Genomic DNA, 13452 nt, shown 5'->3' on the forward strand with positions numbered 1-13452 from the left:
GTTTATAAAAAGATATCCAAGGCAGAATAAAAGTAGGCCAAACCTTTTTGTTTGGCTAATTTTTGTGCGCAGGTGCTAAGTTGCTGCCTATTGGCCTTAACTGGCGACTCCATTAGCGCGAATTTGATTTACGTTTAAATTCATTAAATGGCGAAGTAGATAACGAAACAGCACTTTTTTAACACCCGATAGGTTACTGCCCTGGCGTGCGTAAAAATCATCCGGTTGGCTATATACGCCAAAATCATCGGCAATACCGTCACTTTGTATATAAGTGCCTTCTCCGTTCCAGTCGATGTCAGGCGTCGCAAGACATTTGGTGGCAATACCAAAGCCGGAAAACGGTTCACATTGATTAGCAAAGCGGTTTTGTACTTGCGTTAAATAAGCCTGGTCGATGATGTAACCTTCCAAGTTAAGCCAACGTTCGTTGTGATACACTTCAACCCAGCTATGGATAATGCGCTCTGGCGCTATTACAAACAAATAGTTAGGGATTGCACCACGCTGTAATTCGTTGTAAATGGTAAAACCATGGAAGCGAGCGGATACGCCAACGGCACGTAATAGCGCCATTAATAATGTACCTTTGGTATTACATTGGCCGTAACCATCTTTTAGCACTTGGCTTGCTGTTAAGCGGTCATCGGCGTTATAGCCAAAACGGATTTCATCACGTACATAATGGTAAATTGCGCCAATGGCATCATATTGCGGTAAATCTCGCCATTTTCTTTGTGTAATCAAAGCTTGAATCTTTGGGTGGTTAAAGTCCAGCATCGGGGTAGCTAAAAGAAAATCGTTTGATAATGTTGTCATGGGTAATACCTGTTCAATGAATAGGGCAACAGATTAATTTATCTCGCAACAACAAACTTGAATAAACTGGCTAACCTTGTCTAAAAATAGTCTGCGCTTGCCTGATCGTCATACCGAAGGTATTTCGAAAAGTCCGGCTTAGGTGAGAGCTATCTGAAAACCCAGCAAGATGGGCTGCATCCGTAGCCGAGACATTATTTAACAACGCTTGCAGCGCACACATCATTCGTCGCCAGAGCAAATACGGCCGCCAGGCAATGCCTAATTCCTGGCGAAATAAGTGCAGAAAGCGGCTTTCAGATAAAGCCAGTTGTTGCGCCACTGCAGCAGCTCGCCAATTCGAGGGTTTGATACAATCACCGTCTAAGCACTGGTTTAATTCCGTTAACAGCTGTTGTACTCGCGTATCTGCTACCGTACTTTGATTAATCAGTAAGGTTTGCCTGGTGAGTTTTAATTGCGCAAACAAAGGGGCAAGCAACTGGGGTAAATCATCGAGTTGTATCGGCAATGTGCCAGTCGTTGTTAAGGGCGAGCGAAATGTTTTGAACGATTGCCCGGCTAGTTTAATAGACAACGCCTGGCCTAAGTCACTCTTTGGTTCAATTAATAATATCCAGCCTTCGTCTAATTGCAATTGATGCTCAACTTTAGAGTCGATAATGAGTAGCTCTGCTATGTCGTTTTCATTTAATTTACAAAGAGAGTGAGTTTTCGGCCAGATAACTTGCATCGCACGGTGACTGTGTGGCGCTGCATCCAGGCTGGAGCCATATATAATGATGGTGCCAGCCGTGATCCAAACATTGGGTTTCATCAATAATATGCCTGATCAAATGAAGATAGTTTTTATATGGTGCCATAACAAGCAGATGTTGGGGAAAATACTTGCCATTACTGAGCAGACTTTAACGGCAAAACCGACGACAAACAGCCACCGGTAATTGCTATTGAATGGCCAGCAGTAAAGCGTAACTTGTTAAGTAAATTCAGCTATTATAGTCATTAGCAGGCTTGGCAATATTGAAAGCGACTCATTTGGTAAATTAATTTTGGAGATAAAATGGAATATCCTCTGGTAACAACAGCATGGCTTGAAGAAAATCTAAACCGTAAAGATTTGATTTTACTTGATGCCAGTATGAACTCCGTCGTCGACAAAGAGCCCATTATCTATGATGAGTTTATTTGCATCGCAAATGCGCGAATGCTTGAATTGGAAAAAGATTTTTGCAATCCAGAATCAAGCCAGCTTCATGCACTACCAACCGAACAGCAATTTTCTCGTAGCGCGCAGAAACTAGGAATAAATTCTGATTCTCTATTGGTTATTTATGACAATCAAGGTATCTATTCGTCTCCTCGGGCATGGTGGACTTTCAAAGCTATGGGGTTTGATAACGTTTATGTATTGGACGGTGGGCTGCCTAAGTGGTTGGCAGAAGGTGGTAAAACGGCCAATACATTTGACCAGGATTTTCCACAGCCCGGGAATGTTATTGGTCAGTACCGCGATGAATTAGTATGTGACTCAGATTATGTACAAAACTGCATTAACAGTCACAAAACAGCAATCGTAGATGCTCGTGCATCGAAACGTTTTGCGGGAAAAGCACCTGAGCCACGAAAGGGGGTCCGATCTGGTCATATACCCAATTCTCTAAACTTACCGTTCTCACAGCTATTAGAGTCTCACGGTTTCAAAAATGCCAAGGATATAAATAATGTGTTTTCAACTTTGGTTGCGGAGACTAATGAACAACTCGTCTTTACCTGTGGTTCAGGCATTACTGCTTGTATTGTGCTTTTAGCTGCCGTGGTAGCGGGGTATCCCCGAGTGGTGTTATATGATGGCTCATGGGCTGACTGGGGCAGTGATCAAAATTTACCGATTGAGTCATCAGCTGTAAGTAACGCATAGCGGGCGAATAGTATAGTTGCTAAGTCTTTAGTTTAAGTTTTTTGCTTAATTTTTTGGCGGCAAGTCATTGCCGCTTTTTCAGGGGGGCGAAGATCAACAGCATGTATGATCCGTGTTTAGTCAATAAAAGATCGTTTTTTCGATGCCTTTGTCTGGCTAACGCTAAATTTTGATCAAAAACCAGGCGATTGAAATCACATTTGTTTTCTTTGGATCCTAGCTGAGTGATGGCATAATTCTTGAATGCTTTGTATTTGAGGTACGTTGTCAAGTTTGCTTAGCAGATGGGTTTATGCCATTGTCGATTTAATGGCATAAAAAAACTCTTACTGGCATCGGTATATTCGTTATTAATAATAAACTCGCTGGAATTATTTAGTGAAAAAAAAACAAAGTAAAAATGCGGCAGGAAGCCCAAATTTGTTAAATGAAAATCAAGCCAAAGACTCTATTGCTAAACACGCAACCATAGAGTTGCAAGACTTCTTCGCTAATATTATACCCGAGCCAATCGATGCCCTGTTGAAAAAGGACATGGATAGCGACGAACTATTCTCGCAATTACTCGCCTCTTCTATCAGCCAGGGCATTGATGAGTATAATGATAAACTTCATCATCAGGCAGCAATTAACAGCTCAAATAAAGCCTTACAAGCAAGTTCACTGATTGGCCGCAGCGTGCTGGTGGAAGATGGCCATTTTTATATTGAGCCTGGTGAAAGCGTCATCGGCAGGTTGAAAATTTCCAGCAAAGCCCATCATATATTTGTTTATATCGAAAATGAACAAAGCGACATAGTACGCATCATTCCCTTAGGCGATGATTTGTTGGGGCAAGTCAGTTTTGCCTGGAATGGCGTTACCCGCACCGGCGATGTTGCGCCTGAGGGCGAATATCGGTTTATTGTATCGTGTATCAGTAATGGCCGGGTGGTTGAGCTTAAGGCTATGACTTATAACAAAATTGTACGGGCAAGCTTTGACCATAATAGTGATGATATTTGGCTGTATTTTGAGAACGATCAAACCATGAATCTTAACCAGGTTGTTGAGATTTTACAGGAATAGTGGCAAGACAAAACTTGGTGGTAAAGATAAAGCTTTTGCTAGTTTACTATTTAACCTATGATGAAAAAGTAGATCACATACTTAATCAAATAGGTATTGGCTAAGTAATCACTAGCATTTACACACTCAGTTATTTTAAAGAGGTAGCGTATGAGTTTGACTCGTGGGGATAATAATAACGAATCCGCAAAGTCGACAGTCTCAACAGGCAAAGCACCGAAATTGCTCAGCGAAGCATTTGCCGGTGAGCTTGACTTGTTGCGTTTGCAATCTAACCAGTTAAATCAATTATTTGATGTAATGCCTGCCGGTGTGGTGATTATTGATGGTGATGGCATTATCGTGAAAACCAATAACGTTGCCAACAACTTACTCGGCGCCGAGCTGTTAAAAAAAGCCTGGATTGATGTTATTACATCGGCATTTAAACCCCGCGCCGATGATGGTCATGAAGTGTCATTAAATGATGGCAGAAGGGTGAAGCTTGATATTTCTTCGTTTGGTTCGCAGGCTGGCCAGCTAATTTTGATCACCGACCTAACCGAAACCCGCCTGTTACAAGACAAACTCAGCCATATGCAACGGCTGTCGGCATTAGGCCGTATGGTTTCTACTTTGGCTCATCAAATTCGCACGCCATTGTCTGCGGCAATGTTGTATTGCTCCAATCTGAGTTCGAAAGCGTTATCGGCAGAAAAACGGCAAAATTTTCAAGATAAATTAACTTCCCGGTTACAAGACTTAGAACAACAAGTGAACGATATGCTGTTGTTTGCCAAAAGTGGCGGCAAACAGGTGGTTGAAGTGTTCTCGGTAACGGCATTACTCAATGACGCGATTTCGGGCGTAGAAGCACAAATAAATGAAGCAAATGCGCAATTAAATTTAGCCATTGATGATCAGAATTTAAATATTTTAGGCAATCAAAATGCGCTAGAAGGGGCATTGCAAAACCTCATTCATAATTCAATACAGGTTATTAACCAACAAGCGATCATCGACGTACACGCCTATCGTAAAGAGCAGTCTATTTATATTCATGTTAAAGATAATGGTTGTGGCATCGATGAAACGGAAGTGGAAAATATTTTTGAACCATTTTACACCTCTAAGGTACAAGGCACTGGTTTGGGCTTAGCGGTAGTGAAATCGGTTGCTAAAGCCCATCATGGCGATGTATCGTTAGTCAGCAAGCAAGGCGAAGGTGCCGATTTTTGTATTAAACTGCCAATTTTTAATACTGAAAAAGATAAATAAGTTGTTAATATTCCTCACTCCGAACTCATAACGACAAAAGTCAACCGTAATAAGAGGCCATAATGACCAGAAAAGTGGTCCTGGTAGTAGAAGACGACCCAGGGTTAAGAGAAGCAGTAGTAGATACTTTACTGCTTTCAGAATACGACTGTATAGAAGCCGACTCTGCTGAGGCTGCGCTATTGCATTTAAAAAATAATAAAGTCGATATGGTTGTTTCCGATGTGCAAATGGGCGGAATGAGCGGTTTGATGTTGTTGAAGAATATCAAAGCGGGTTGGCCAAAATTACCCGTGTTAATCATGACCGCATACGCCACCATCGACGATGCAGTGCAAGCGATAAAAGATGGTGCCTGTAATTACATCGCCAAACCTTTTGTCCCCGAAGTGCTGATTAATATGATCAGCCAATATATGCCGGTGGAAAAGGTACATTCCTCGCAACCTATTGCGGTCGATGCGCAAAGTTTACAATTGCTTAAGCTCGCTGAAAAAGTTGCCATAACCAATGCGTCGGTGATGATCCTGGGACCAAGCGGCTCAGGGAAAGAAGTGTTGTCTAAGTTTATCCATAATCACTCGGCACGTGCCAAGAACAGCTTTATTGCCATAAATTGTGCGGCCATCCCTGAAAATATGCTCGAAGCTACGTTATTTGGCTATGAAAAAGGAGCCTTTACCGGAGCGGTAAATGCCTGCCCGGGAAAATTTGAACAGGCACAGGGCGGCACCATATTATTGGATGAAATTACCGAGATGGACCTTGCCCTGCAAGCTAAGATTTTACGGGTAATACAAGAGCGCGAAGTCGAACGCCTTGGTTCCCGTAAGATCATCAATCTTGATGTACGGGTTTTAGCCACAAGCAACCGCGATCTAAAACAAGCGGTCAGCGATGGTTCGTTTCGGGAAGATTTATTTTATCGACTGAATGTGTTTCCGTTAACTTGGTTGCCGCTGGCAAAACGGGTTGACGATATATTGCCACTTAGTGAACATATCATTGCTCAGTACAGCCATGATGAAAGTGTAAGTTTATCAATAGCAGCACAACAAAAACTGACATCACATCTATGGCCAGGTAATGTGCGTGAACTGGAAAATGTGATCCAACGCGCGCTGATCATGAAAACCGGTAATGAAATTGATAGTGACGACCTACTCATAGAAGGATTTGCTGAGCAGGGGCCGGTACCCACTGGTGTCACTATGGAGGACCAAGATATTTTATTACCCCCAGCGCAAAGTGATGGTTCCCACATAGGTGCGAATAATGATAATTTAGAAAGTGAGTTAAAACAGCAAGAGTTTCAAATAATATTGGATGCCCTGCAAGCTTGTAATGGCTCTCGTAAAGACGTGGCATCGCGCTTAGGCATTAGTGCCCGAACTTTACGCTATAAATTGGCAAAAATGCGCGAAAACGGCATCGAATTAACCAGGTAACAAATTTTTACAATCAAAATGAAGATTATTTCGTGGCAGTTTGACAATCTCAGTTTATAATACCAACATTCTAAATGGTTAAATATTAAGCTTGATTATCCAACAGAGATATTTAGCAGTATTAACATCTTGATCAGGACATTTCTCATTATGCGCTTTAACTTCTGGCGTGCCAGTTTTCTTTTGCTCTCGGTTCTTTTTCTTGCTGCCTGTGCTACCAGTAATGAGCAAGAGGTTGAATACTCTGATCCCCGAGATCCGCTCGAATCCATCAACAGGCCATTATGGACATTTAATTGGGAATATCTTGATAAATACGTCCTTAAACCGGCTTCTGAAACTTACATAGAATATGTGCCAGGCCCGGTACGTTCAGGGGTTTATAATGTCGCGTTGAATATTAATGAACCGTTTACGGCAGTGAATAACTTATTGCAGTTTAAATTTCAACGTGCGGGTAAAGCGACTGGCCGATTCGTGTTAAACTCTACGGTTGGTTTATTGGGTTGGTTTGATGTCGCCAAGCATGCAGGCCTGTTACGTGAAGAAGAAGAGTTTGGTGAAGTATTAGGAAGTTATGGCGTCGGTGATGGCCCTTATTTAATGTTGCCAGGCTTAGGCCCAAGTTCGGTTCGTGATGAAGTGGGTGATCTGGTTGACGGCTATTACTGGCCCTTGGCCGTTATCGATTTTTGGCCCAACGTTGCCCGTAGAGTACTTATCGGATTAGAAGTGCGAGGCCAACTGGCGGAGCAAGAAGCGTTATTGGAAGACTCGTTAGATCCATACGAGTTTGTCAAAAATGCGTATTTCCAAAACATCAATTACAAAGTGCATGACGGTAATCCACCGGTAGAGATTGACCAGGAAGAAGAAGACGAGCTGGATGACTTGTTAGAAGAGTTTTAATCAACAGAGTTAAATTAGCACAATAGGCTTCATCAGATCCCCACGTTCGTGGGGATGACAAGTTAATCTACAGCACTTTCCCGCTCAAACTGCTTAACCGCCTTATCCAGATGGCTGCTAATAAACAGCAAGGATAACGGCCTTAAGACAATAAAATAGCCCAGCAACACAAATACCAAAGGAATGACAAATAACCAGGAGTCGATATTGGCCAGCATGAAAAATGGTGGGATAAGCACTGCCAACTTTAACAAATTCAGAATGAATTTTGATAAAGGCGAAAGTTTGCTGCTGGCTATGGCAATAATTTCTTGGCGCTGATGAAAATCAAAAGCGGCCAATTGGGCAAATTGGTTTGAAGAAAAATAAAATTTCATTGTCGATAAGCTAAACTGGATGGTGCTGCATTGTAACAAAGCATAATTACTCTAGTAAAGAGTATTGCCTAATACCGAACTGCATAAAACTCTTTTAACATCGCCCTTTGGGTGCTTATCAAACCCACGATAACGGCCCAGAATTTAAAGAAGATATTGCTGCATGGATGTAGGTCATTAGGGCAATGCAGAAGCAATTGCCAGGAATAACTATCCACTTCAAATTTTGATTGTTCTCGAGCGTTTGATAAGCACTGAGTTGACTATATCTTTATGCAGATTGCTATAACTGCTATCGCCGAGACTTGCGCGGGCTCATCGGCATGAAAAATAAACAATAAAATTTTGCAATCTAACCGTAATAATTAACTATTCATCCATGTTTTATGCATTTTTGAGTACCTTATTATTTTGAATTTTGATAGAATTGCGCCAATTTTTTAAACAGGTTAATAAAAATGAATGTAATTGAAGGCTCATTTGTAGCATCAGGCAAAAAATTTGCCATTGTAGTTTCTCGTTTTAACAGCTTTATTGTTGAAAGCTTACTGGAAGGTGCGGTTGATGCACTTAAACGTCACGGCAATGTCAATGATGATGATATTACGGTTATTCGAGTTCCTGGCGCCTATGAATTACCAGTAGCTGCAAAGCGTGTAGCGAAAAAAGGCGATTTTGATGCCATTATTGCTATCGGTGCGGTAATTCGTGGTGGCACACCACACTTTGATTTTGTTGCCGGTGAATGTAACAAAGGTTTGGCACAAGTGGCCATGGAATTTGATGTGCCAGTAGCATTTGGTGTTATTACCGTAGATTCAATTGAACAAGCCATTGAACGTGCAGGTACCAAAGCAGGTAACAAAGGTGCAGAAGCTGCATTAAGTGCCTTAGAAATGGTTAACGTTTTAGAACAACTATAGGCGGACTGCTGAGTGAAACCAACTCCTAGAAGAAAAGCCCGTGAAATCGCAGTGCAAGCGGTGTATTCATGGCAGCTTACTAACAACGACATTAGCGAAGTAGAAGCGAATTTTCTTGCCGACAACGCCAAGCGTCGTTTCGATACAGAATATTTTTCACTGCTATTACGTGGCGTTGCTACGAATGTGAACGACATCGACGATATCATCCGTCCATTGGTTGATCGCCCATTAGCAGACGTTGACCATGTAGAAAAAGCAATTATACGAGTTGGGATTTTTGAGCTTCGCGACTGTAAAGAAGTGCCTTACAAAGTTGTGATTAATGAAGCGATCGAACTTGCCAAAGCGTTTGCAGCTGATGACAGTCATAAATTTGTCAATGGCGTGTTAGACAAAGTTGTAAAAACTTTCCGTCCAGACGAGTAGTTTAGTCATTTAGTATGAAAGAATTTGAATTGATCAAAGAGTTCTTTACGGCTCAGCCTGTGAGTCGTAAAGATGTTGTCATGGGCATTGGCGACGATTGTGCGCTTATTCGAGCCAACGAGCATAAATTAATTGCCGTAACAACCGACACTCTGGTTGCCGGTATACACTTTCCTTTAGATACTCCGCCCAGAGCCATTGGTCATAAGGCTGTCGCGGTAAATTTAAGTGATATTGCCGCCATGGGCGCTGAACCTAGTTGGATCTCGGTTGCCATTACTTTGCCAGAAGTGAATAAAGACTGGTTAAGTGAATTCACTGCCGGTATGTTTGAGTTAACCGAATACTTTAATGTGCAGCTCATTGGTGGCGACACCACACAAGGGCCATTAAGTATAACCATTACGGCTCAAGGCACGGTACCTGAAGATAAAGCCTTATGCCGAAGTGGCGCCAAAAATGGTGATTATGTTTTTGTCACCGGTGATTTTGGTGACGCCGGTTTAGCACTGGCAGCGATGAACAATCAGATAGAACTCAATGATAGTGATTTTGCCACGGTTAGAGCGAAACTTGATTACCCGAAACCGCAGGTGTTGGTCGGTAATCTGATCCGTGAATTTGCCACGTCGGCCATCGATGTGTCTGATGGTTTGCTTGCCGATTTAGGTCATATTTGTCGTGCATCCACTCTGGGTATTCACATCAATGTTGAAGACATTCCGGTGTCTAAAGTGATGCAAGATAACTTAGCTCAAATTGATGCAATTAATTTGGCATTAACTTCAGGTGATGACTATCAATTGATTTTCACCGTATCGGCGACCAACAAAGTGGGTATTGAAACCGCCATGGCGCATGCGAATGTGGAATTTACCTGTATTGGTCAATTGAACCCAAGTGAAGAAATTATTCTTTCTTATCAAAACAAACCTTTTACTGTCAGCAAAGTAGGCTTTGAACATTTCTCTGCCGCTGTTGCCAACGATTAACGGCTAGTCGACTATGAGCAAGAAAACTGCCGCTGAGTTATTTGATATCAAAAATCCGGTGCATTTTCTTGCCTTGGGCTTTGGCAGTGGCTTAAGCCCGAAAGCGCCTGGCACGATGGGCACACTGGCAGCAATTCCATTATTTCTGTTGTGTGCACAATTACCTTTCTACGCCTTTATTGCACTCACATTATTGATTTCTATTGTTGGCATTTGGATTTGTGATAAAGCCTCTAAAGATGCTGGTGTGCACGATCATGGCGCCATCGTCTGGGATGAAATCGCCGGTTTCTTTATCACCATGATAGCAATACCGGTGAGTTGGCAGAGTATAATTGTTGGTTTTATTTTATTTCGTATTTTCGATATTTTAAAGCCCTGGCCTATCTCTATCGCCGATAAACAGGTCGCTGGTGGTTTTGGTATCATGCTTGACGACATCATTGCCGGCATTCTTGCCTGCGCGTTAATGCATTTAATTTTCTAAAGCAAATGTATATCTTTCATTTACTTGCTAAAATAAGCAGTAACTTTCCCAATTCATAAAATCAAATGGCAATTAACTGGTTCCCCGGGCATATGCATAAGGCCCAAAAAGAAATCAAAGAAATCATTCATCAAATCGATGTGGTGATTGAAGTTTGTGACGCACGGCTACCGTTTAGTAGTGAAAATCCGATGATCACCAGTATTCGTGGTGACAAGCCGCTGATAAAAATCCTCAATAAAAGCGATCTTGCCGATGCCAGTTTGACCAAAGTTTGGATCGATTATTTACAATCTCAACACAACGTCAAGGCCATAGCCTTAACCACGGAAGAGCCGGGTGGGGCTAAAAACATTGCCGAATTGATTAAAAAACTAGTGTCTAACAAGAATGAAGAAGGCAAACAAATTAATGCCATGATCATGGGCATACCCAATGTTGGTAAATCCACACTGATCAATACCCTGGTAGGCAAAAGCAAGGCAAAAGTTGGTAATGAGCCGGCAGTCACCAAAGCGCAACAGCGTATCCGTTTAGAAGAAGGTGTTTACCTTTATGATACCCCAGGTATGCTTTGGCCTAAAATAGCCAATGAAAATAGTGGCTACCGCCTTGCGGTATCTGGCGGCATTAAAGATACCGCCTTTGATCATGAAGAAATTGCCTGTTTTGCTGCCGAGTACTTACTTACCGCGTATCCTGAGTTGTTAAAGCTAAGATACAAAATTGACGAGTTGCCAGAACAGGAAGTCGAGTTTTTAGAAGAGCTAGGCCGTAAACGTGGTTGTGTGAAAAGCGGCGGCCATGTCGATTTTCATAAGGCCTCAGAAATACTGGTGAATGAAATTCGTGATAAAACCTTAGGTAACATCACCTTTGAAACACCTGAGATGGTGGAAAAAGAAAATATTTATTTTGAACAGTTGCAGGCCAGAAAGCTTGCTGAACGTGAGGCTCGTAAAGAGGCTCGTGGCCGCGGTCGAAAAAATAAACCGAAGAAGAAAAAGAGTGGTAGGTAACCTGAACTGGGGATAAGCAGCACTTGCTCAATGAATTTAATTAAGGATTAATGATGACCAAAGATTTTGAACTGCACGCTGATCTACAAAGAGACGGTATCGTATTAGCGGATTTTCCGCTTTGTCGTTTATTATTATGCAATGACAGTAACTACCCCTGGTTTATCATGGTACCAAGAGTGGCTGGTGTTAAAGATATTTATCAGATGAACTGGCAAGATCAGCAACAATTTCTGAATGAATCCAGCGCCTTGTCAGAAATACTGATGCAATGTTTCAATGGTGACAAAATGAATGTTGCCGCCCTGGGTAATGTAACCCCACAATTACACATTCATCATATTGTGCGTTTTGCCGCCGATCCAAGTTGGCCAAAACCCATTTGGGGGCAGTTGCCATTAAAACCCTACACTGAAAGCGAACTCGCTGAATTAAAAGCTAAACTTATGCCTATGCTAAATGAAGTAATCATAGCAAGTTAGCAGCAAGCTTAGAACTAAGGTTAGCGAGTTGCGGTAATTTCGTTAACTTGCTGCAATAATTGTTGATTACATGGGGTCGAAATGCGATGTTTTTTCCCCATGTCGACGATGTAGCCGTTAATGTAGGCGACCTCTGTTTGTTGTTGTTTGCGTACATCCTCACGCATCGACGAACTATTTTTCGAGGTATTCTCAATCACTAGCTTAATGGTGTTCATTAACTCTGCTTGCTCAAAGCTAACGCCTTCAGCTAACGCAACTTGTACCACTTCCGCGACTATTGCTTGTATCTTATCCTGGTAGCTTTGTTTGGCCAGTTCGCCATTATTCACGTTGTAAATTGCTGTTAGGCCATTAATGGCGGCATTAATGGCCAATTTTTGCCATTGCAGCTGTTTGATCGCACTGGTTAACGACAAGTTAGGGATGTGGCTTTTCAGCACAGACAATAACTGCTGTTGCTCACCGGCCGAACTTGACCCTGCTACTAGCCCCATATTATTGCTGCCTTCACCGGTATGGAGCACATGCGAGTGAGCAAGTTTCTTGGCTGCCATGGTGGTTACCAATGCATAAATTGGATTGTTGAAATCCTGCTCTAGCTGCAGTGTTTCGACAACGCCCATGCCGTTATGGGTTAGAATTATTGCGCAATTTTTCTGCAGCAGAGGCAGTACTTCCTCGAGTGCCGCACTCACGTCGTACGATTTTACACAGCAGATAATGCAATCGGCTCGCGTTAGCTGTTCAACGTCGGCAATAGTGATAGGGTATTGGCGAGAACAGCCGTGAATGTTGGTGAATGTGTAAGTTGCGGTCGATTTCACCATCGCTCGGGTTTTCAGACTTAGCTGATTGCCGCGCAGGTAATGACAAAACAATAGGCCGATGGCGCCTTGCCCAATAATGACAATATTCATTATTTCACTCTTTTTGCCTTGTTTCGGTTTGCTCGTACAATTAGCACATAGGTTATACAGCCGAGAACATCGGCAAGAAAGTCTGACCATTGACCACTTCGAAAGGCTAAATACCATTGGCCTAATTCCGTTAGGCCGGAATAAATGCATAACGTGAACACGGTAACTTTTAAGTCAATTTTTATCAGTTTGTCGAGAAACCAGGTAAGAAACAGAAACCCTAAAAAGTGGCCAGTTTTGTCCAATAGCTGATATTGATGTAATAGCGAGGCGATGGCTGAATAGTTAATGAAGACACTAATTATTACCACCAAAAAAATTGCATAGTGCAGTAATTTAAAATTTTTCAAATGTGCATACTCGTCGCCGTTCAAAGTGCAGGATTTCAGTGGGAATTAAAA

The 13452-nt window shown here is 42.2% G+C and carries 16 protein-coding genes; 11 read left to right on the top strand and 5 right to left on the bottom strand.

What is annotated here, in order from left to right; all coding sequences use genetic code 11:
• Positions 1–96: 96 nt before the first annotated feature.
• Together ND16A_RS04445 and ND16A_RS04440 are read right to left on the bottom strand one after the other, a co-directional pair.
• On the bottom strand, positions 97–819 hold the full coding sequence (locus ND16A_RS04445; RefSeq protein WP_033078614.1) for a transglutaminase-like domain-containing protein: 723 nt from the start codon (positions 817–819) through the stop codon (positions 97–99).
• Between the two features lie 70 nt (positions 820–889).
• Positions 890–1636, bottom strand: coding sequence for a helix-turn-helix transcriptional regulator (locus tag ND16A_RS04440; protein WP_033078615.1), 747 nt, complete (start codon positions 1634–1636; stop codon positions 890–892).
• 246 nt (positions 1637–1882) lie between these two features.
• Between ND16A_RS04440 and ND16A_RS04435 the strand changes: the two genes are divergently transcribed.
• The 5 genes from ND16A_RS04435 (at position 1883) to ND16A_RS04420 (ending at position 7422) form a co-directional block, all read left to right on the top strand.
• Positions 1883–2740 carry a sulfurtransferase gene (locus ND16A_RS04435; RefSeq protein WP_033078616.1) on the top strand — a complete coding sequence of 286 codons (858 nt, stop codon included), beginning with the start codon at positions 1883–1885 and terminating at the stop codon, positions 2738–2740.
• A 378-nt stretch (positions 2741–3118) separates the two neighbouring features.
• Positions 3119–3808, top strand: a complete 690-nt coding sequence (locus ND16A_RS0119565) for a flagellar hook assembly protein FlgD (protein ID WP_052073240.1) — start codon at positions 3119–3121, stop codon at positions 3806–3808.
• A 150-nt stretch (positions 3809–3958) separates the two neighbouring features.
• Positions 3959–5065 (top strand): sensor histidine kinase, encoded by a 1107-nt coding sequence (locus tag ND16A_RS04430; protein WP_052073241.1) that lies wholly within the window; start codon positions 3959–3961, stop codon positions 5063–5065.
• A gap of 62 nt (positions 5066–5127) precedes the next feature.
• Positions 5128–6513, top strand: a complete 1386-nt coding sequence (locus tag ND16A_RS04425; RefSeq protein ID WP_033078617.1) for a sigma-54-dependent transcriptional regulator — start codon at positions 5128–5130, stop codon at positions 6511–6513.
• A gap of 150 nt (positions 6514–6663) precedes the next feature.
• The gene (locus ND16A_RS04420) at positions 6664–7422 is read left to right on the top strand and encodes an MlaA family lipoprotein (RefSeq protein WP_052073242.1); all 759 of its coding nucleotides are present in this window, start codon (positions 6664–6666) and stop codon (positions 7420–7422) included.
• A gap of 62 nt (positions 7423–7484) precedes the next feature.
• On the opposite strand, the gene ND16A_RS04415 is transcribed toward ND16A_RS04420, so the two are convergent.
• Positions 7485–7799, bottom strand: a complete 315-nt coding sequence (locus tag ND16A_RS04415; protein ID WP_033078618.1) for a DUF6170 family protein — start codon at positions 7797–7799, stop codon at positions 7485–7487.
• Positions 7800–8257: 458 nt separating this feature from the next.
• Here ND16A_RS04415 and ribH point away from each other — a divergent pair, with 458 nt between their 5' ends.
• The 6 genes from ribH to ND16A_RS04385 all read left to right on the top strand — a co-directional run bounded on the left by ribH (position 8258) and on the right by ND16A_RS04385 (position 12131).
• The gene (ribH, locus tag ND16A_RS04410; protein ID WP_033078619.1) at positions 8258–8722 is read left to right on the top strand and encodes a 6,7-dimethyl-8-ribityllumazine synthase; all 465 of its coding nucleotides are present in this window, start codon (positions 8258–8260) and stop codon (positions 8720–8722) included.
• Positions 8723–8734: 12 nt separating this feature from the next.
• Positions 8735–9151, top strand: coding sequence for a transcription antitermination factor NusB (nusB, locus tag ND16A_RS04405; protein ID WP_033078620.1), 417 nt, complete (start codon positions 8735–8737; stop codon positions 9149–9151).
• A gap of 14 nt (positions 9152–9165) precedes the next feature.
• A complete protein-coding gene (gene thiL, locus ND16A_RS04400; RefSeq protein WP_033078621.1) occupies positions 9166–10143 on the top strand; it encodes a thiamine-phosphate kinase in 978 nt (325 codons plus the stop codon).
• Positions 10144–10156: 13 nt separating this feature from the next.
• Positions 10157–10630, top strand: coding sequence for a phosphatidylglycerophosphatase A family protein (locus ND16A_RS04395; protein WP_033078622.1), 474 nt, complete (start codon positions 10157–10159; stop codon positions 10628–10630).
• Positions 10631–10695: 65 nt separating this feature from the next.
• Positions 10696–11649, top strand: coding sequence for a ribosome biogenesis GTPase YlqF (ylqF, locus tag ND16A_RS04390; RefSeq protein ID WP_033078623.1), 954 nt, complete (start codon positions 10696–10698; stop codon positions 11647–11649).
• 50 nt (positions 11650–11699) lie between these two features.
• Positions 11700–12131 (top strand): HIT domain-containing protein, encoded by a 432-nt coding sequence (locus ND16A_RS04385; RefSeq protein WP_033078624.1) that lies wholly within the window; start codon positions 11700–11702, stop codon positions 12129–12131.
• A 20-nt stretch (positions 12132–12151) separates the two neighbouring features.
• Here ND16A_RS04385 and ND16A_RS04380 read toward each other — a convergent pair whose 3' ends face one another.
• Both ND16A_RS04380 and ND16A_RS21390 read right to left on the bottom strand, forming a co-directional pair.
• On the bottom strand, positions 12152–13051 hold the full coding sequence (locus tag ND16A_RS04380; RefSeq protein ID WP_033078625.1) for a ketopantoate reductase family protein: 900 nt from the start codon (positions 13049–13051) through the stop codon (positions 12152–12154).
• Positions 13051–13401, bottom strand: coding sequence for a VanZ family protein (locus tag ND16A_RS21390; protein ID WP_160173536.1), 351 nt, complete (start codon positions 13399–13401; stop codon positions 13051–13053). Before ND16A_RS21390 ends, ND16A_RS04380 begins: the two co-directional genes overlap by 1 nt.
• Positions 13402–13452: the final 51 nt, after the last annotated feature.

It is taken from the genome of Thalassotalea sp. ND16A (assembly GCF_000764205.1).
GTDB lineage: Bacteria > Pseudomonadota > Gammaproteobacteria > Enterobacterales > Alteromonadaceae > Thalassotalea_A.

Bases quoted from the DNA above. Each gene is read 5' to 3' on its own strand.
- ND16A_RS04445 (WP_033078614.1), bottom strand. From the start codon at position 819: ATGACAACATTATCAAACGATTTTCTTTTAGCTACCCCGATGCTGGAC.
- ND16A_RS04440 (WP_033078615.1), bottom strand. From the start codon at position 1,636: ATGAAACCCAATGTTTGGATCACGGCTGGCACCATCATTATATATGGC.
- ND16A_RS04435 (WP_033078616.1), top strand. From the start codon at position 1,883: ATGGAATATCCTCTGGTAACAACAGCATGGCTTGAAGAAAATCTAAAC.
- ND16A_RS04430 (WP_052073241.1), top strand. From the start codon at position 3,959: ATGAGTTTGACTCGTGGGGATAATAATAACGAATCCGCAAAGTCGACA.
- ND16A_RS04425 (WP_033078617.1), top strand. From the start codon at position 5,128: ATGACCAGAAAAGTGGTCCTGGTAGTAGAAGACGACCCAGGGTTAAGA.
- ND16A_RS04420 (WP_052073242.1), top strand. From the start codon at position 6,664: ATGCGCTTTAACTTCTGGCGTGCCAGTTTTCTTTTGCTCTCGGTTCTT.
- ND16A_RS04415 (WP_033078618.1), bottom strand. From the start codon at position 7,799: ATGAAATTTTATTTTTCTTCAAACCAATTTGCCCAATTGGCCGCTTTT.
- ribH (WP_033078619.1), top strand. From the start codon at position 8,258: ATGAATGTAATTGAAGGCTCATTTGTAGCATCAGGCAAAAAATTTGCC.
- thiL (WP_033078621.1), top strand. From the start codon at position 9,166: ATGAAAGAATTTGAATTGATCAAAGAGTTCTTTACGGCTCAGCCTGTG.
- ND16A_RS04395 (WP_033078622.1), top strand. From the start codon at position 10,157: ATGAGCAAGAAAACTGCCGCTGAGTTATTTGATATCAAAAATCCGGTG.
- ylqF (WP_033078623.1), top strand. From the start codon at position 10,696: ATGGCAATTAACTGGTTCCCCGGGCATATGCATAAGGCCCAAAAAGAA.
- ND16A_RS04385 (WP_033078624.1), top strand. From the start codon at position 11,700: ATGATGACCAAAGATTTTGAACTGCACGCTGATCTACAAAGAGACGGT.
- ND16A_RS04380 (WP_033078625.1), bottom strand. From the start codon at position 13,051: ATGAATATTGTCATTATTGGGCAAGGCGCCATCGGCCTATTGTTTTGT.